At 71.0% G+C, this 18,079-nt stretch carries 19 protein-coding genes; 11 read left to right on the top strand and 8 right to left on the bottom strand.

Annotation, left to right across the window (positions count from 1 at the left end):
- Positions 1-47: 47 nt before the first annotated feature.
- The 7 genes from AB0L91_RS03880 (at position 48) to AB0L91_RS03850 (ending at position 5,997) form a co-directional block, all read left to right on the top strand.
- Complete coding sequence (locus tag AB0L91_RS03880) at positions 48-830, top strand: peptidyl-tRNA hydrolase (RefSeq protein WP_365007148.1); 783 nt, start codon at positions 48-50, stop codon at positions 828-830.
- A 139-nt stretch (positions 831-969) separates the two neighbouring features.
- Positions 970-1,128 carry a hypothetical protein gene (locus AB0L91_RS03875; RefSeq protein WP_365007147.1) on the top strand — a complete coding sequence of 53 codons (159 nt, stop codon included), beginning with the start codon at positions 970-972 and terminating at the stop codon, positions 1,126-1,128.
- A gap of 18 nt (positions 1,129-1,146) precedes the next feature.
- Positions 1,147-1,980 (top strand): ABC transporter ATP-binding protein, encoded by an 834-nt coding sequence (locus AB0L91_RS03870; protein WP_355282184.1) that lies wholly within the window; start codon positions 1,147-1,149, stop codon positions 1,978-1,980.
- 189 nt (positions 1,981-2,169) lie between these two features.
- Positions 2,170-2,976, top strand: coding sequence for an NUDIX hydrolase (locus AB0L91_RS03865; RefSeq protein WP_365007146.1), 807 nt, complete (start codon positions 2,170-2,172; stop codon positions 2,974-2,976).
- A gap of 9 nt (positions 2,977-2,985) precedes the next feature.
- Positions 2,986-3,762 (top strand): enoyl-CoA hydratase-related protein, encoded by a 777-nt coding sequence (locus AB0L91_RS03860; protein ID WP_355282180.1) that lies wholly within the window; start codon positions 2,986-2,988, stop codon positions 3,760-3,762.
- A gap of 87 nt (positions 3,763-3,849) precedes the next feature.
- Positions 3,850-4,827: a methyltransferase domain-containing protein gene (locus tag AB0L91_RS03855; protein WP_355282178.1), complete on the top strand. Its 978-nt coding sequence runs from the start codon at positions 3,850-3,852 to the stop codon at positions 4,825-4,827.
- Positions 4,828-5,997, top strand: coding sequence for a class I SAM-dependent methyltransferase (locus AB0L91_RS03850; RefSeq protein ID WP_365007145.1), 1,170 nt, complete (start codon positions 4,828-4,830; stop codon positions 5,995-5,997).
- Positions 5,998-6,000: 3 nt separating this feature from the next.
- On the opposite strand, the gene AB0L91_RS03845 is transcribed toward AB0L91_RS03850, so the two are convergent.
- The 3 genes from AB0L91_RS03845 to AB0L91_RS03835 form a co-directional block, all read right to left on the bottom strand.
- Positions 6,001-6,690, bottom strand: coding sequence for a CoA pyrophosphatase (locus AB0L91_RS03845; protein WP_365007144.1), 690 nt, complete (start codon positions 6,688-6,690; stop codon positions 6,001-6,003).
- A gap of 29 nt (positions 6,691-6,719) precedes the next feature.
- Positions 6,720-7,259, bottom strand: coding sequence for a DUF1697 domain-containing protein (locus AB0L91_RS03840; protein WP_365007143.1), 540 nt, complete (start codon positions 7,257-7,259; stop codon positions 6,720-6,722).
- Between the two features lie 69 nt (positions 7,260-7,328).
- Positions 7,329-8,075, bottom strand: coding sequence for an acyltransferase (locus tag AB0L91_RS03835; protein ID WP_357343948.1), 747 nt, complete (start codon positions 8,073-8,075; stop codon positions 7,329-7,331).
- 134 nt (positions 8,076-8,209) lie between these two features.
- On the opposite strand from AB0L91_RS03835, the gene AB0L91_RS03830 reads away from it, so the two are divergent.
- The gene (locus tag AB0L91_RS03830) at positions 8,210-9,502 is read left to right on the top strand and encodes a PQQ-binding-like beta-propeller repeat protein (RefSeq protein ID WP_365007142.1); all 1,293 of its coding nucleotides are present in this window, start codon (positions 8,210-8,212) and stop codon (positions 9,500-9,502) included.
- A 7-nt stretch (positions 9,503-9,509) separates the two neighbouring features.
- Here the strand turns inward: AB0L91_RS03830 and AB0L91_RS03825 are convergent, their stop codons facing one another.
- Positions 9,510-10,508, bottom strand: coding sequence for a polysaccharide deacetylase family protein (locus AB0L91_RS03825; RefSeq protein ID WP_365007141.1), 999 nt, complete (start codon positions 10,506-10,508; stop codon positions 9,510-9,512).
- Between the two features lie 116 nt (positions 10,509-10,624).
- Here AB0L91_RS03825 and AB0L91_RS03820 point away from each other — a divergent pair, with 116 nt between their 5' ends.
- Positions 10,625-11,962: a putative glycoside hydrolase gene (locus AB0L91_RS03820; RefSeq protein WP_365007140.1), complete on the top strand. Its 1,338-nt coding sequence runs from the start codon at positions 10,625-10,627 to the stop codon at positions 11,960-11,962.
- A gap of 1 nt (position 11,963) precedes the next feature.
- Here the strand turns inward: AB0L91_RS03820 and AB0L91_RS03815 are convergent, their stop codons facing one another.
- From AB0L91_RS03815 to AB0L91_RS03800, 4 genes are all read right to left on the bottom strand, one after another.
- Positions 11,964-12,326 (bottom strand): STAS/SEC14 domain-containing protein, encoded by a 363-nt coding sequence (locus tag AB0L91_RS03815; protein WP_355282156.1) that lies wholly within the window; start codon positions 12,324-12,326, stop codon positions 11,964-11,966.
- A 132-nt stretch (positions 12,327-12,458) separates the two neighbouring features.
- Positions 12,459-13,712, bottom strand: a complete 1,254-nt coding sequence (locus tag AB0L91_RS03810; RefSeq protein WP_357343957.1) for a glycosyltransferase family 4 protein — start codon at positions 13,710-13,712, stop codon at positions 12,459-12,461.
- Positions 13,709-15,238: a glycoside hydrolase family 57 protein gene (locus tag AB0L91_RS03805; protein ID WP_365007139.1), complete on the bottom strand. Its 1,530-nt coding sequence runs from the start codon at positions 15,236-15,238 to the stop codon at positions 13,709-13,711. Before AB0L91_RS03805 ends, AB0L91_RS03810 begins: the two co-directional genes overlap by 4 nt.
- Entirely contained in the window at positions 15,235-16,023 is a 789-nt protein-coding gene (locus tag AB0L91_RS03800; protein ID WP_365007138.1) for a methyltransferase domain-containing protein, read from the bottom strand. Before AB0L91_RS03800 ends, AB0L91_RS03805 begins: the two co-directional genes overlap by 4 nt.
- Positions 16,024-16,214: 191 nt before the next feature.
- Here AB0L91_RS03800 and AB0L91_RS03795 point away from each other — a divergent pair, with 191 nt between their 5' ends.
- Together AB0L91_RS03795 and AB0L91_RS03790 are read left to right on the top strand one after the other, a co-directional pair.
- A complete protein-coding gene (locus tag AB0L91_RS03795) occupies positions 16,215-17,000 on the top strand; it encodes an electron transfer flavoprotein subunit beta/FixA family protein (RefSeq protein WP_189027240.1) in 786 nt (261 codons plus the stop codon).
- A gap of 36 nt (positions 17,001-17,036) precedes the next feature.
- Positions 17,037-17,993, top strand: coding sequence for an electron transfer flavoprotein subunit alpha/FixB family protein (locus AB0L91_RS03790; protein ID WP_355282146.1), 957 nt, complete (start codon positions 17,037-17,039; stop codon positions 17,991-17,993).
- The last annotated feature ends 86 nt before the right edge of the window (positions 17,994-18,079 follow it).

Here is an 18,079-nt window from a genome sequence, read left to right as displayed (position 1 = left end):
CTCGATAGGCTTGGCCGCAGTGGCGTCGAGCGGATCGGGTGTTGGGTATGGGTAGCGGGGAACTGAGCGGCGTGGAGACCGAGGCGCCGGCACGCGACGACGCGGCCGAATTCGCGCTCCGGCACGCCGAACTGGCGCGCGGCTACGGCGGCAACGGTGACCCCGACGACCCGGCCATGGTTCAGGCGATGCAGATGGTGCTGCACATCCCCAAGGCCGACCCGCCCGCGCGCAGCGCGCTGCTGGAAGCCGCGGCGGCCGCGGCGGTGGCCGTGTGCCTCGATCCGCGATCCGGGCCGGGCGGGGAGTGGGAGCCGCGCTACCTGGCGTGGAAGCGCTCCCGGATCAGGAAGGTGGCGCGGCGGGCGCGCGGTGCGCAGTGGGTCGCGGCGGGCGCGGTCGACGGGGTGACCGTCGAGGTCGACGGCGCCCAGGCCCGCGCGTTCGTGCCCGGGCCGGTGGGCGCGATCGATCAGCGGATCCGCAAGTTGCAGATCGGCGGCACCGACCTCGACCACGACGAGCCCGGCCCGCCGGACCCCGAACTGCCGGTGCTGTGGGTGAACGCGGCCCTGGAGATGTCGGTCGGCAAGGCCGCCGCCCAGGTCGGCCACGCGAGCATGTTGCTGGCGGGCGCGTTGCCGGTGGCCGCCGCTGCCGACTGGGCCGCGCACGGGTTCCGCTGCGCGGTCCGCGACGCCGACGAACGACTCTGGCCCGCGCTGGTGGCCGAGGTCGCCGCCGGACGCGCCGTCGCCGTCCGCGACGCGGGCTTCACCGAGGTGGCGCCCGGTTCGATGACGGTGATCGCGGTGCCCGCGCGGGCCTGAGCGGGCGCGCTACGCGCTCCGAATTCGTCGTTCTCGCGGCGGATTTCGCGACCCGCCGCCCGGACTCGGTGTATCTGGAGGACCCTGGGGGTATACGTACACGACGGCTGGGGCATCGAGGGCGTAGGGAGGTTCCGCGATGGTGACGACGATTGTGGTGATCCTGATCGTGTGGGTGGTGCTGTCGGTGCCGGTCTCCTTCGTCGCCGCGCGGATGCTGCGTGGCGAGTCCGGCGGGGGCCGCGAATCCGTATCGACCAGGGCCGACGAATCCCACACGGGCCGGTCGTTCCGCTGAGGGCCCCCGTGGGCCAAGATGGAGCGCGTGTCGCAACCCGATCCCGATCTGCTCATCGACTTCTCCGACGTGACCATCCGCCGCTCGGGCCGAACGCTCGTAGGCCCGGTCACCTGGCAGGTCGAGCTCGACGAACGCTGGGTGGTGCTCGGCCCGAACGGGGCCGGCAAGACCTCGCTATTGAGAATGGCCGCCGCCGAGGTCCATCCGACCTCCGGTGACGCGAACCTGTTGGGGGAGACCCTGGGTCGCGTCGACGTCACCGAGCTGCGGCCACGCATCGGGTTGTCCTCGGCGGCGGTGGCCAGCCGCATCCCGGTCGACGAGAAGGTCAGCGACCTGGTGGTGTCGGCCGGGTACGCGGTGCTGGGCCGCTGGCGCGAACGCTACGAGGACATCGACACCGAACGTGCCGTCGACATGCTGGAAACCCTCGGCGCCGAACACCTTTCCGACCGCACCTACGGCACCCTGTCCGAGGGTGAGCGCAAGCGCGTGCTGATCGCCCGCGCCCTGATGACCGACCCAGAACTGCTGCTGCTCGACGAACCGGCCGCCGGCCTGGACCTGGGCGGGCGCGAGGAACTGGTGGAGCGGCTGGGCAATCTGGCCGCCGATCCCGACGCCCCCGCCATGGTCCTGGTGACCCACCACGTGGAGGAGATCCCGCCGGGCTTCACCCACGCCCTGCTGCTCAAGGAGGGCGAGGTGGTCGGGCAGGGGCTGCTCGAGGACGTGCTCACCGCCGCGAACCTCAGCGCCGCGTTCAGCCAGTCGATCGCGCTGGACCGGGTCGACGGGCGCTGGTTCGCCCGCCGGGCCCGGCGCGCCGGGCAGCACCGCCGGGCCTGAGGCCCACTCAGCGGGAACCCCCGGGTCGCGGTGGCACGGTCCGGGCTGAACTGTTTCCCTGGCGAACCAAGCGAGCGTTAGGGTGCAGACAGGCCGATGCGACGGCCGCGGTGGAACAGATGTGGCTCCGGTGAGCCGCCGTTGCGCGGCGGCCGCCGGACCGTCGGCCCTGTGGTGGAGAGGAACGGTATGAGTGAGTCCGGGGTAGCCGCGCGCGACGCGTCGACGGTGATGCTGGTGCGCGACGGCGCCGACGGCATCGAGGTGTTCCTGCAGCGCCGCGTCAGCGGGATGGCCTTCGCGGGCGGGATGACGGTGTTCCCCGGCGGTGGCGTCGACGCCGCCGACGGCACCGCCGACATCGCCTGGGCCGGGCCGGCGCCGGCCTGGTGGGCCGAGCGTTTCGCGACGACCGAGCAGGCCGCGCAGGCGCTGGTCGCCGCCGCGGTCCGGGAGACCTTCGAGGAATGCGGCGTGCTGCTGGCCGGGCCGACCGCCGACACCGTCGTCGACGACTCCGCGGTCTACCGCGAGGCCCGCGGCAAGCTCGAGCGCCGTGAGCTCTCACTCGCGGACTTCCTCGCGGCCGAGGGGCTGGTGCTGCGCGCCGATCTGCTGCGGCCGTGGTCGAACTGGATCACCCCCGAGGCCGAGCCGCGGCGCTACGACACCCGCTTCTTCGTCGCTGTGCTCCCGCAGGGACAGATCGCCGACGGTGCCACCTCCGAGGCCGCCCAGGTCGTCTGGGCGACCCCGCAGGCCGCCCTGGCGAGCTGGCGGGCGGGCGAACACGTCCTGCTGCCGCCGACCTGGTCGCAGCTCGACGGCCTGCGCGGATTCGCCGATACCGCGGCCGTGCTGGCCGCCGAGCGGGCGATCACGCCGATCATGCCGCACTACACGCCCAACGCCGATGGCCCGCCGCTGACCGACTTCCCGGACAACGGCCGGTATTTCGCGGAGCTGCCGCAGCTGGGTGCACTGGGCGGCCGGTAGGTTGACCGCATGGCCGAATTCGTCACCCTCGAGCTGCCCGCCGACCCGTCCGCTCGCGGCGTCGCGCTGCTGCGCATCGATCGCCCGCCGCTGAACCTGGTCGATGCCCAGCTGGCCCGTGAGGTCGCCGCGGCGGCCGAGACGGTGGCCCGGCACCCGGGCGTGGCCGCGCTCATCGTCTACGGCGACGAGCGGGTCTTCAGCGCGGGCGACGAGATGACCGAACTCGCCGAGCTCGACGCCGGGCAGGCCGCCGCGATGGCGGCGGATCTGCAGGCGGCGCTGGGCTGTCTCACCAAGGTGCCGCAGCCGACCGTCGCCGCGATCACCGGCTACTGCCTCGGCGCGGGCCTCGAACTCGCCCTCGGCGCCGATCATCGGATCATCGGCGACAACGTCAAGCTCGGCCTGCCGCAGATCAAGGCCGGGCTGATCCCGCTCGCCGGCATCCGCAAGCTCTCGCTGCTGATCGGTGCGAGCCGGGCCAAGGACCTCGTCTACACCGGCCGTTTCGTCGACGCCGAGGAGGCCGCGAAGCTCGGTCTGGTCGACGAGGTGGTCGCGCCCGACCACGTCCTCGATGCCGCGCGCCGGTGGGCCGAGCAGTTCGTCACGGCCGCGCCGCGGGCGCTGGCCGCCGCCAAGGCCGTCTTCGAAGCGGGCCCGCACGCGCACTCCACCGCCGTCACCGAGTGGTCGGCGTTGTTCGACACCGACGACGCGCGCACCGGCACCCGCGCCTTCGCCGCCGACGGTCCGAACAGCGCCGTTTTCACCGGACGGTGAGCTGAGACCGGTCAATCGACCAAGTGGAACCGCCGGAAACAAGACCGGCCATTGCGTGCTGAGGGTCTCCTATTACTCTTGGCGGTTATGACGGTCCACCCCGATGACCCGGCGCCGAACCCGCACGCCACCGAGGCCGAGGTCGAAGCAGCGCTGAAGGACACCAAGCTCGCCCAGGTCCTGTATCACGACTGGGAAGCGGAGACGTACGACGACAAGTGGTCGATCTCCTATGACGAACGCTGTATCGCGTATGCCCGCGGCCGGTTCGACCTCGCGGTCGGCCCCGCCCCGCTGCCCTACGAACGGGCGCTCGAGCTCGGCTGCGGCACGGGGTTCTTCCTGCTGAACCTGATGCAGGGCGGCATCGCGAAGAAGGGGTCGGTCACCGATCTCTCGCCCGGCATGGTGAAGGTCGCGCTGCGCAACGCCGAGCACCTGGGCCTGGATGTCGACGGCCGCGTCGCCGACGCCGAGACGATCCCCTACGACGACGACACCTTCGACCTGGTCTGCGGCCACGCCGTGCTGCACCACATCCCGGACGTGGAGCTGGCACTCAAGGAGTGCCTGCGCGTGCTCAAGCCGGGCGGGCGTTTCGTCTTCGCCGGTGAGCCGACCACGGTGGGCAATTTCTACGCCCGCAAGCTCGGCCAGGCCACCTGGAAGGTGACCACCGAGATCACCAAGCTGCCGTTCCTGTCCGGCTGGCGCCGTCCGCAGACCGAGCTGGACGAGTCCTCCCGCGCCGCCGCGCTCGAGGCCGTCGTCGACCTGCACACCTTCGACCCGACCGATCTCGAGAAGATGGCCAAGTCGGCCGGTGCCGTCGACGTGAAGGCCACCACCGAGGAGTTCGCCGCGGCCCTGTGGGGCTGGCCGGTGCGCACCTTCGAGGCCGCCGTGCCCGACGAGAAGCTGACGGTCGGCTACCGCATGGCGCAGTACCGCGCCTGGCTGGGCCTGAGCTGGCTCGACGAGAACGTGCTGCGCAAGGTCGTCCCGCGCGAGTTCTTCTACAACGCGATGATCACCGGCGTGAAGCCGGGCGCGGCCAAGAAGTAAGTGGGGTACCGCTTCGGCCGCGACGATGTCGCCTTCCTGGGCAGCGCGGCGGGATCCGCCGCGCTCGCCGAGGTCGACCGGCTGGAGCTGACTCCGGCGACGCACCTGCGCGATCTCGAGCAGGTGCGTCGCGCGTATCCGGAACAAGCCGCCGCGCTGATCGAGACGGTGCGCTTGCGGCGCAAGGCCGCGGTGAAGCTGCCCGCGGCGGCCGAGTGGCTGTTCACCGACGACGCGTTGCAGCAGGCGACGCCCGCGCTGGTGGCCCGGCACCGGGCGGCCCGGCTGGCGGGTCGGGCCGTGCACGACGTCACCTGTTCGATCGGCGCGGAGCTGGCCGAGCTGTCGGCGGTGTGCCCGGCGGTGATCGGCAGCGATCTCGACGAGGTCCGGCTGGCGATGGCCGCCCACAATCTCACGCGGGGGCGCAACATCGTGTTGGCACAGGCCGACGCACTCGTACCGACCTCGCGCGACACCGTGATCATCGCCGATCCGGCGCGCCGAGCCGACGGCAGGCGGACCTACGACCCCGCCAAACTCCAGCCCCCGCTGCCCGATCTGCTGGCCGCGTACGCGGGCCGCGACATCGCCGTGAAGTCCGCGCCCGGTCTGGACTTCGACCGCCTCGGGTGGGCAGGCGAGGTGGAGATCGTCTCCCTCGACGGCGCGGTCCGCGAGGCCTGCCTGTGGTCGCCCGGTCTGACCGAACCCGGCGTCACCCGCCGCGCCACCGTCCTCGACTCCCGGGGCGGCGCGAGCACGCTCACCGACGCCGAGCCCGACGACATCCCCGAGCGCGCTCCCGGCGCGTGGATCGTCGACCCCGACGGCGCGGTCGTGCGCGCGGGCCTGGTCCGTCACTACGCGGCGAAACACGGTCTCTGGCAGCTCGATCCACAGATCGCCTACCTCACCGGCGACACGGTCCCGGCGGGCCTGCGTGGCTTCCGCATCGAGGACCGCTTCGAGCTGCGCGAGAAGACCCTGCGCCAGGAACTGTCCCGGCGCGATTGCGGGTCGCTGGAGATCCTGGTCCGTGGCATCGATCTCGATCCCGACGCCCTGCGCAAGAAGCTGAAATTGCGCGGCTCGGTCCCCTACACCTTGGTCGTTACCCGGATCGGGCGGGCGGGCGTGGTCTTCCTCTGCACCGCCGTCGCCCCGTAGGCGTCAGTGCGCGGTCCAGTCGGGCTGGGCGAAGTGGGCGACCCGGGAATCGGTGGGGGAGTGGCCGAGCAGAACGACCGCGCGGAACTGCCACAGCAGGGCGCCGGTGGGGGCGTGGATGGTCATATCAGGGGCGATGCGCATCTGGAGCAGCCCGGTGGCATCCGCCTCCGGGAGATCGCCGCGCAGTTCGTGCTGGAGGGTGGCGTGTTCGGGGCGCACCCAGTGCGGGACGTCCTCGGCGGCGAGCCGGGCGAGGTCGACCTGGTGGACAGAGAACACCTCGTCCGGGTTGGGCCGCAAGGAGTCGATATCGTCGATCGTGACCACGGTCGGGGTGATCGCGAAGCCGGAGGTGGCCGGAAAATCGTCGAGCAGGCCCAGCACATCGGCTGGTTTCGCGGTCAGGTTCAGTTCCTCGCGCAGTTCCCGCAGCGCCGCGACCTCGGCGGTCTCACCGGGCTCCAGCCGCCCGCCCGGCAACCCCCACTGGCCCGCGTTGCGACCGCGGTAGGCGCGCTTCATCACGATCACCGACAGGACGTCGCCGGCGCCCGGCACCACGCACAGCGTCACGCCCGCGCGGCGCATACCGGGGACATCGGGGACGGCGATCCGGGGAAACGCCGTCAACCGGGCCTTGGCGAGGGCGCGAAATTCCTCGATGCCGCGCGGGAGGTACGGGTGGCTCACCCCTCGATCTTGCCTCAGCGGGCGGCGAGTCAGGATTCCATCTTCTTCACCACGCGCTGGACCGTGAGCCAGGTGCGGGTGGTGATGTCCTTGCCGTAGGTCTTCTCGAGTCGGGCCATGAAGTCCGGGGTCTTGCCGGTGCTGTTGTCGATCACGGTGAGGAAGGCGCGTGCGGCGGCGTCGTAGCCGATGACGCGGGTGAGCGGATCGTCCTCGAAGGCCGTCGTATCCGCCTGACGCATGCGGTCTTTGAAGAAGGTGACCGTCAGGTACGAGCCGCGTTCGTGCGGCAGGCCCTCGAACGGGTCGCGGTCGAGCAGGGCGCGCAGCTCGGGGTGGCTGCGGATGATGGTGCCGCCGGGTATACCCAGTTCGGCCGACAGCGCCTCCTGGATACGCGCTTCCAGATCGACGGGATCATCCGCGGTACGGAACACGATATTGCCGCTCGTCAGCACCGAGGCCACCTTGGTGAACCCGAGCCCCTCGAACACCGCGCGCAACTTCTCGTTCCGCATGTTCGGATTCGTGGGCATGATGCCCCGCAGCAGCGCCGCATAGCTCTCCACGGAGCAGACCGTACCCAGCGCCACCGACACGCACCATCATGCACCGGCGCGCGTCGGCGGGCAGGACGATCACGCCTGGGCGGCGGCGTTCTTCTTGCGCTCGATATCGGCCAGGGCGGCCAGGTAGGCCTCGCGCTCCTCGGCGCTCGCGTCCCAGGCCACCTTGCGGTTCTTGACGACCTTCGCGGGCGCGCCGACGGCGATGCTGTAGTCGGGGACGTCACCGCGGACGACCGCGTGCGCGCCGAGCACACAGCCACGGCCGACGCGGGTGTCGCGCAGCACGGTCACCTTGGCGGCGATCCAGGTGTCGGGGCCGATCCGGACCGGGCTCTTCACGATGCCCTGGTCCTTGATGGGCAGGGTGATGTCGTCCATCTTGTGGTCGAAGTCGCAGATGTAGCACCAGTCGGCGACCAGCGTCGACTCGCCGATCTCGATGTCGAGGTAGGTGTTGACGACGTTGTCCTTGCCGAACACCACCTTGTCGCCGATGCGCAGCGAACCCTCGTGGCACCGGAGGGCGTTGCCGTCGCCGATGTGCACCCAGCGGCCGATCTCCATGCGGGCGAATTCCGGGGTCGCGTGGATCTCCACATTGCGGCCGAGGAACACCATCCCGCGCAGCACGATGTGCGGATTGGCCAGCCGGAACTTGGCCAGCCGGTAGTAGCGCACCAGGTACCAGGGGGTGTAGGCGCGGTTGGCGAGCACCCAGCGCAGCGAGTCCTTGGTCAGGAACCGCGCCTGCTGCGGATCGCGGCGGCGGGAACCACGCCAGCGCGCGCTCAGCGGCGCGCCCCACATGCTCGTCACGAAGTACTCTCCCGTCGTGATCGCACCGGGCCAGCCCCGGGGATTCGGTCGTCGGTTACACAGAGTACTTTCGGAGCGCACGCCTACCGTGCGATACCCCGATCATCGGCTCGATTACACAGGGAGATCAGCAGGTGCGAACTCGGACTCGCGTCGCGGCCTCGCTCGCTGCCGCCGGTGTGGTGGCGTTGGCAGGATGCGGCACCGATGTGGACGACATCACCGTCGGCGGCGGAAAGGGCTGGCCCGCAGCCCATCACGACGGCCGCAACGGCGGGGCGAGCCCGGTGACGGGCGCGGACTCGATGACGCTGAGCTGGTCCCGTCCGGTGGGCGGCCCGATCGCGCAGCCGTTGACGATCGGTCCCGAGGGCCAGATGTTCGTCACTTCGAGCACCGGCAACTGCGCGATCTTCTCCTTCCAGATGCCGACCGGCCGCAAGCGCTTCTGCAACCCGCTCGGCCCGTCGACGATCGAGGCGCCGACCGTGGTCGACGGCGTCAGCAATGTCTACGTCGGCGACGACGGCGCGGTGAACTCCTTCAACTACCTGGGCCAGCCCCGCTGGCGCACGCCGGTGGCGGGCGTCCCGGTGGCCATCCAGTTCACCGGCGACGGCCGGGTGCTGACGGTGACCCAGTCCGGCCAGGTCGACATCCTGAGCAGGCAGACCGGCGGCCGCGAGGTGCCGACGCTGCAACTGCTCGGTGAGCCCGACTTCCTGCAACTGCCCGGCCTGACCCGCCCGGCCTCCGGCGACGGTCTCGACGACTGCCGGACCGGCGGCCCGCGCTGCGCGGTCGCCAACACCACCGCCGTCGACCCCGAGTCGGGCCGGTTCTTCGTCACCGTGTGGGAGCCGGGCAAGGCGGCCGCGTCGCTGCGGTCGATGCGCTACGCCGACGGCAAGGTCGTCCAGGAGTGGAGCGCCGACATGCTCACCGGTGGCAGCGCCACCAGCCCCACCCTCTCCGGCGACGGCGACACCGTCTACATCGGTGACAACAGCGGCCGCCTGATCGCGGTGAACACCGAGGACGGCAGCACCCGCTGGACGCACGCGCTCGGCTGGACCCCCAGCGGCGGCATCTCCGTCGTCGACGACCTGATCGTCCCCGCGGGCGACGACGGCTACCTGATGGCCGTGCACGACCGTGGTGACCGCGCCGAGCCCGCCTGGGAACGCAAGGACCTGGCCCTGCGCGGCACACCCGCCCAGACCGCGGGCGGCGTCGGCTACACCGTGGCCGCCATCGGCGCGGGCCTGAGCCTGATCACCTTCGACACCGCCACCGGCAACACTGTCGATTCCGATGTCCTGCCCGGCGCCACCGGCACCACCACCGGCACCTCCGTCGGGCCCAAGGGCGAGGTCGTCGTCGCCACCCGCCTCGGCGAGATCTTCACCTTCGCGCCCGACGCCTGAGCGGGCGTCAGTACGGGTTGGTCCGGTCCGCCCAGCGCGGGCCGACCTCCGCCGCGAGGTGGCGGGGGAAGCAGACGCGGGCCGGGTCGCCGTCGGCGGTGTAGCGCTGCTCCGGGTGGGCCGCCAGCCAGTCCAGCCAATAGCCCGAGTCGAACGGGACCGCGCCCCGGCCGGACCGGATACGCGGCACGCCGCCCGGGTCGACCGCGCCGTACGGTGCCGGGGCGGGATTCGAGCCGACCAGCATGACGGCGTCGAAGCGATAGTCGGTGCCGTCCCAGCTGCCCGCGGCGGCCAGCGCGTGGTCGCGAGGATGGATGCCCAGCGGTAGGGCCATGGTGCGCACGGTGACGCCCGGCGCGGCCGCGCGCACCGCCCGCACGTTCTGCGCCAGCTCGCGCTGCACGCCGTCGGCGTCCAGGGTCGCGAGATTCGCGTGATCGGCGGTGTGCGCGCCGATCTCGTGGCCGTTGGCCGCCAGCCAGGGCAGCGCCCGCGGGTCGCCGCCGAACGGCTCGTTGTTGACGTAGAAGGTGGCGACCGGCCGGAAATCCGGGTAGCGGGCGCCGAATTCGGCGAGGATGCCCGCGGCGCTGTCCGGGGTCACGGCCCCGCTGTCGGTGAAGGCGAGCTGGCTGGCGGTGGAATCGTCGAAGGTGAGGACGACCGGATGGGTGCCCGCGGGCAGGTCGAGGTCGCCCGCGATGTACTGCGCGGCCGTCACCGGGCGGTAGTTCTCGCGGTGCAACCGCTCCAGTTCGTCGCGGAACTCCGCGGGGGTCTGGTCGTATTCACCGGCCGGGTTCGGCGTGATCTGGTGATACATCAGCACCGGGACGAATCCCAGTTCGTTGGCGGCGATCTCGGCCGGGTCCGGCGGCGCGGGTTTCGTCGTCGTCGCAGGTGGCGGTGGGGCCGGGGGCGGTGCTTCCGCTGTCGCGCAGGCGGTCGCGAGCAGCAGGAGTGCGGGCGCGAGTCGGAATGCCACTGTCGAAGCGCCGGTCATCGCGGCGATATTACGCGCAGGCGGAGGTTTTCCCCCGATCTTGCGATAACCCGCAGACGGACTGCCCGACTGCGCCATAGTGGCCTGGCGAACGGTAGTGGAAGTTGGTGCGGGCGTTGGGATTGCGGATCCAGTCGGGCGATCGGCGGCGGTGGGCGACGATCGCCTCGGGTGCCGTCCTCGCGGTGGTCATCGTGGCTCTGGTGGCCGGATTCGCGCTGAGCAGATCCGCCTCGGAGCCGTCGGCCGACACCGTGCCGCCGGTCCTCCACGTGGCCCCGCCCGATCCCGTGCGCTCCTATCGGGCGCCGATCGTGCTGCGCGGCAAGGCCGTCGACGCCGTGCGCGTCGCCGTCGGCGCGGACACGGTGACACCCGCCGCCGACGGCAGCTTCGAGCTGTCGGTGCCGTGGGCGCCCGCCGTCGAGGTCGTCGCGGTGGACGCCGCGGGGAATCAGAGCAGTGCCGTCGCCGTCACGGGGGTGACGCTGCCGCGCATGCGAGCGGTGCACGTCACCGCGCACGCCTGGTCGCACGAGGGGCTGCGCGAGGCCGTGCTCGATCTCGCGCGCGAGGGCCGCATCGATACCGTGCAGCTCGACATCAAGGACGAAGACGGTGTCGTCGGCTACGACTCCCAGGTGCCGCTGGCCCGCGAATCCGGTGCCGTCGCGGGCATCTACGACGCGCCGTCGGCCCTCCGGCAACTCCACGAGCTGGGCTTGCAGGTGGTCGGGCGCATCGTCGCGTTCCGCGATCCGACCGTCGCCGCGTGGGCCTGGCACAACGGCAGGCCCGACTGGGTGGTCCAGAACCCGTCGGGGCAGCCCTATTCCAGCCACTACGGTCCGATCGCGTTCACCAATGTCGCCCATCCCGAGATCCGCCGCTACAACATCGATCTGGCGGTGGAAGCGGGCAAGCTCGGTTTCGACGGCGTCATGTACGACTACGTCCGCCGCCCCGACGGCAGCCTGACCAGCATGCATTTCGCCGGACTCACCGGCACCCCCGCCGACGCCGTCGCCGGATTCCTCGCCGAGAGCCGCTACCCGGTGCACGCCGCGGGCGCCCACCTGAGCGCCGCGGTCTACGGCATCGCGTCGACCCGCCCCGACGAGATCGCCCAGGACATCCCCCGCATGGCCCGCAGCGTCGACTTCGTCGCCCCCATGCTCTACCCGTCCCACTGGAACTCCGGCGAATACGGCGTGGCCAACCCCAACGCCCAGCCCTACGACATCATCTTCCGCTCCCTGCGCGACTTCCAGACCAGCACCGCCGGCACCGGCGCGACCGTCATCCCCTGGCTCCAGGACTTCAGCCTCGGCGTCACCTACGGCGACGCCGAACTCCGCGCCCAGATCGACGCCACCAACGCCACCGGCATCGACAGCTTCTTCCTCTGGAACGCCGCCACCCGCTACCACACCAACGGCCTCCCCCCGGCCTGACTCACCCCACCCAGGTGAGGGCTTCGGGTTCGGCGGAGACGGGGAAGACGCGGACTTCGGCGGGGATGAGGAAGCCGAAGAGGTGGACGGCTTCGCCGAGGGCTTTGTGGTCGGTGACCAGGGCGATGCGGCCCCAGGAGCTGCGGGGGACGCGGACCAGTTTCAGGTCCTGCCACATGGCGTCGAGGGAGTAGCGGTCGAAGTCGGGGCCGAGGACGTAGACCAGGTTGACCGGCTGTTCGTGTTGGAGGGCGGCGTCGATGGCCGGGTCCAGGACCGTGGTGTAGTCCTCGGCGGTGACGGTGCCGGAGGCGCGGAAGCCGATGGTCGCGGCGGGCAGGTCGGGAATCGGCTGCAGGGGCATGGTCGGCTCCTTCGTCGTGGTGGTCTTCCACCGGCGACGGTAGAGCCGGACCGGGGCCGCGGCGTCATGCGTTGTGGGTGAACTCGAGCTCGGCGCGCGATCCGCGAACGGTCGCGCGACGAGCGCCGCGTCCTACTTCGGGTCGCGCTCGGGCAGCGGTCGTTCCACGATGTCGGGCCTGCCCAGCGAGGTGCGCACCCGGCGCTTGGCGGCCGAGTAGACCTGCGCGGTCTCCGCGGCGACCACGTCCCAGGCGAAGTCGGCGGTGAGCCGTTCGCGGGCGTTGTAGGCGCGGTCCTGGGCGGTCGCGGGGTCGTCGAGGACCGCGCGGGCCGCGTCGACGATGCCGTCCACGTCGGCCGGTTCGAACGAGGCGCCCGTGACACCGTCGATGACGGCCTCGCCGAGCCCACCCGCGGTGGAGGCGATCAGCGGGACACCCGCGGCCGCGGCTTCCAGCGCCACGATCCCGAACGGCTCGTACCGGCTCGGCAGCACGATGGCGTCCGCCCCGTGCAGCCAGCCCAGCAGCTCGGAGTGCCCGAGACTGCCGACGAACTGCACCGCCCTGGCGACGCGATGCACGCGCGCCCGCTCGCGCAGCCAGTCGAACTGAGTGCCGACACCGGCCACGGTCAGCGTGGTCCCTGGATGCGCGCGCCGGATGCGGGGCAGCGCCGCGATCGCGTCCTGCACGCCCTTCTCGTATTCGAGCCTGCCCACGTAGAGCAGCTTGGGCGGCCCGGAGCGGGGCGCGCGCGGCCGGAAGGTCCACGCGCCCACGTCGATGCCGTTGCGGATCACCGTGATCGGCGCGAGTTCGGGCCCGTAGAGCCGTTCCACCTCGTCCTGCATGGAGGTCGAGCAGGTGATCAGCTGATCGGCCTCGTTGGTCAGCCACCACTCGACCGAGTGGACCTGCTTGTTGACCCGCCCGGAGACCCAGCCGCTGTGCCGACCGGCCTCGGTGGCGTGGATGGTCGCCACCAGCGGCACGTCGTAGTACTCGGCGAGCGCGATGGACGGGTGCGCGACGAGCCAGTCGTGCGCGTGCACCACATCGGGCGTCCAGCCCTCGCCGACGCCCGGCTTGCCCAGGGCGACACCGGCGCGGACCATCGCGTGCCCCATCGCCAGGGTCCAGGCGAGCATGTCCTCGCCGAAGTCGAAGCAGGGCGGGTCCTCGGCCACCGCGACGACGAGCACGCCGTCGGCGATGTAGGAGTGCGTGGGGTGGGTGATCGAGTCGGTGCCCGTCGGCCTGCGCGCCAGCACCACGACCTCGTGACCGGCCGCGGCCAGCTCCACCGCCAGGTGATGGACATGTCGACCGAGCCCGCCGACCACGACCGGCGGGTACTCCCACGACACCATCAAAATCTTCATGCGAATCCTTCAGCGGCGGCCGACGGGACAGCGGTCGGCAACCGCCGCGCGTCCAGACCTGGGAAGAATCCGTCGGCCAGGCTCCATCCTGCCGCGAGACGGGTCGCTTTGGCGAACTGGCCGGCCCCGATGGCCTCGGCGAGTTCGCGCACGGCGTGCGCGTGCTCGTGCGCCCGATCGCGGGCGTACCCGGCGGCGGAGTCCTTGGAGACCATGAAGGCCCAGTCGCTGGAGACGGTGAGGATCGCCTCGCGCAGCAACTGGTCGGCGACCGGATCGCGCAGCGAACCGTCGCGGCCGACCTTGTCGAGGGTGTCCAGCGCGAGCCGGACGACGTCGGCGTTGAGCGCGACGAGGTCGGCGACCTGGTCGCCCGCCCACACCCGCCAGTCCTTGCCCGAACCCCACGACGAGTCGTTGAGCTGCACGGGTTCGCCGACGAAGCCGTTGTCGCGGGCGTCGGCGAGGGTGCCGACGGTGACGCCCGCCTCGGGCAGCGCGCGCAGCACCTGCTCGAGCCACTCGGGACCCTCGTGCCACCAGTGCCCGAACAGCTCGGTGTCGAAGGCGGCCACCACGAGGGCGGGCCTGCCGATCCGCGCGGACTCCTCGATCAGCCGCGCGCGCACGGTCTCGACGAAGTCGGCGACGTCGCGGGTGATGGCGGTGGCGGCCAATTCCGGATCGTAAGGGGCCTTGTCAGGACCGGCGACGGTCTTGCCGGTCACCCGGGACGGTTTCAGGCCGGTCGCGTGGTCGTAGTGGTGGAAATCGCGGTAGGCGCTCTGGCCCGGGTAGCCCTGCTTCGGCGACCAGACCCGGTAGCTCACCTGGAGATCGCGGCCGAACGCGAGCACGTCGGCGTCGCGGACCGGCCTGCCGAGGGTGGTGTCGCCGCGCAGCGACGGGCCGTCGACCATGAAATGCGTCACACCCGCGGCGTCGTAGTTACGCTCCATTCCGGGGGTGTAGCCGCACTCGGGCGCCCAGATGCCGGTGGGCGTTGTCCCCCAGCGCAGGCGCGCGTCGGCCAGGCCCTCGGTGAGCTGGAACTGGCGCAGCCGCTCGTCGAGCAGCGGCTGGAACGGGTGCGCCAGCGGGCCGCCGAGCAGTTCGATCGCGTCGGCGTCGATGAGCGAGCGCCACACCGGCGCGCTGCCGTGCCGCCAGTCCCGCTCGAATTCGGCCAACGCCGTCGCGGCGAGCCGGTGTTCGTGCCTGCCCAGCGCCACATTGCCCGACATCGACGCCTCGTCGGCGCGCAACTGCCAGTTGCCCAGCCAGTGGTGCATGCCCGCCAGACAGTGCGGATCGTCGAGCTGGGCGGCCAGCACCGGGGTGATGCCCAGGCTCAGCAGATGCGTACGGCCTTCGGCCGCAAGGTTTTTCAGGACCCGGACCACGGGCAGGTACGACGCGGCCCAGGACTGGTAGAGCCATTCCTCGCCGACCGGCCAGCGTCCGTGATGGGCCAGCCAGGGGAGGTGGGAGTGCAGAACGAGCGTGAACTGGCCTGGAACGTTCAACGCCTCGCCTTTTCGGCGATCGCGACCAGGTCCAGGCTCGCGTCGATCTCCCCGGCCCGCAGGTCGAAATCGTCGATGGTGACGGCGGCGACGTCGGCGGTCAGGTCGGCGGGCCACGGCTCACCGGCCAGCGCGCGCTCGATCTGGGCGTCGATGAACGACCCACCGTGCTTGGCGTCCAAGGCTTTCAGGCTCACGCCGTGGTGCACGCCGAGCATCTCCGCGACGGTGAAACCGGCCTCGACCAGCAGCTCGGTCAGCTCGTCGGCATTGAGTTCGCGGGTGTGGAACGGGTTGAGCGGGGTGTCGCGACCGGGGGAGAAGGTGATCCGGTTCGGGGTGCTGATCAGCAGCTGCCCGCCCGGGCGCAGCACCCGCAGGCACTCACGCAGGAACTGCGCCTGGTCCCAGAGATGTTCGATGACCTGGAAATTCACGACCACATCGACGGATTCGTCGTCGAGCGGCAGCTCGGCCAGATTGCCCTGGATCATCTCGACCCGCGGGTAGCGCGCGCGCACGTGCGCGACGGCGCCGTCGTCGTAGTCCACGCCGACGACACGCGCGGCCACGCCGGCGATCATGTCGGCGCCGTAGCCCTCGCCCGAACCCGCCTCGAGCACGGTCTTGCCGGTGCAACGGTCGAGCAGGCGGGCATAGGCGATCTCGTGCCGACGGAACCAGTAGTTCTCCTCGGCGATGCCGGGCACGGTCCGCTCACCGGTCAGCGGCAGTGGTTCATGTGTGTCGGCCACAGGTGCGGCAGGGATCACAGCCTCGCTCATTTCTCCGACGTTACTGGTACCGCCGGTTCCCGCAGGAGTCAGGGACCGGTTGGGAACCCCTTGTGCATGTAGGTTACCCACGAGTAACTTAGCGTAGGGTAGTGTTCCGCTCTGAGCTACTCACACGGACGTACGGCCCAGCTCGTGCGGCCACCACACACGTGTATCCAGAAGGAGGTCGACGAAGACCGATGCCGAACATCGTCGTACTCATCAAGCAGGTTCCCGACACCTGGTCCGAGCGCAAGCTGACCGATGGTGACTACACCCTCGACCGCGAGGCCGCCGACGCCGTCCTCGACGAGATCAACGAGCGCGCCGTCGAGGAAGCGCTGCTGATCAAGGAGGCGCAGGGCGGCGAGGTCACCGTGCTGGCCGCCGGTCCGGATCGCGCCACCGAGGCCATCCGCAAGGCGCTGTCCATGGGTGCCGACAAGGCCATCCACATCAACGACCCGGCGATCCACGGCTCCGACGCCGTGCAGACCGCGTGGGTGCTGGCCGGCGCGCTGGGCCAGGTCGAGGGCGTCGAGCTGGTCATCGCCGGCAACGAGGCCACCGACGGTCGCGCGGGTGCCGTGCCGGCGATCATCGCCGAGTACCTGGGCATCCCGCAGCTGACGCACCTGCGCAAGCTGACCGTCGACGGCGACAAGATCACCGGCGAGCGCGAGACCGACGAGGGCGTGTTCAAGCTCGAGGCATCCCTGCCCGCGATCGTCTCGGTCACCGAGAAGATCAACGAGCCGCGCTTCCCGTCCTTCAAGGGCATCATGGCCGCGAAGAAGAAGGAAGTTCAGGTCTTCACCCTGGCCGACCTGGGCATCGACCCGTCGACCGTGGGCGTCGCCAACGCCGGCACCCAGGTCACCGGCTCCACCCCGAAGCCTGCCCGTACCGCGGGCGAGAAGATCGCGGACGAGGGCGAGGGCGGCAACCAGATCGCCACCTACCTCATCGGTCAGAAGATCATCTGATCCGGCCCCGTCCGAGACTTCGAAGGAGAAAGAACAATGGCTGAAGTACTTGTGCTCGTCGAGCACGCCGACGGTGCCGTGAAGAAGGTCAGCACCGAACTGCTCACCGCCGCCCGCACCCTGGGCGAGCCCGCCGCGGTCGTCACCGGCCCGGCCGGTACCGCCGAGAAGCTGGCTTCCGCGCTGGCCGCCGCCGGTGCCGAGAAGATCTACGTCGCCGAGTCCGACGACGTCGACGGCTTCCTGGTCACCCCGAAGGTCGACGTGCTCGCCGGTCTGGTCGAGTCCGCCTCGCCCGCCGCCGTGCTGGTCGCCGCCACCGCCGAGGGCAAGGAGGTGTCGGGCCGCCTCGCCGCGCGCATCGGCTCCGGCCTGCTCGTCGACGTCATCGGCGTCAACGCCGACGGCTCGGCCGTGCACTCCATCTTCGGTGGCGCGTTCACCGTCGACGCCAAGGCCACCGGCGACGTGCCGGTGATCTCGATCCGTCCGGGCGCCATCGAGGCGGCCGCCCAGGCCGGCGCGGGCGAGCAGGTCGCCGTCGCGGTTCCCGCCCAGGAAGAGGGCGTCGTCAAGGTCGTCTCGCGTGAGCCGATCGTGGGCGGCGACCGTCCGGAGCTCACCGAGGCCGGCATCGTCGTCTCCGGTGGCCGTGGTGTCGGTTCGGCCGACAACTTCGCGGTCGTCGAGGCGCTGGCCGACTCGCTCGGTGCCGCCGTCGGCGCCTCGCGTGCCGCCGTCGACTCGGGCTACTACCCGGGCCAGTTCCAGGTCGGTCAGACCGGTAAGACGGTCTCCCCGCAGCTCTACATCGCCCTCGGCATCTCCGGCGCCATCCAGCACCGCGCCGGCATGCAGACCTCGAAGACCATCGTCGCGGTCAACAAGGACGAAGAGGCCCCGATCTTCGAGATCGCGGACTACGGCATCGTGGGCGACCTGTTCAACGTCGCCCCGCAGCTGACCGAGGCCGTGAAGTCCCACAAGGGCTGACGCTTCGAGCGCTGAGCGCGGCCCCGTCCGGTTCTCCGGGCGGGGCCGCTTGCGTCGCACGAGACGGCGTCGTCGCTGCGTAGCAT

It is taken from the genome of Nocardia sp. NPDC051833, assembly GCF_040681225.1.
Taxonomy (GTDB): domain Bacteria; phylum Actinomycetota; class Actinomycetes; order Mycobacteriales; family Mycobacteriaceae; genus Nocardia.
This window is presented reverse-complemented; position numbering and strand designations above follow the sequence as displayed.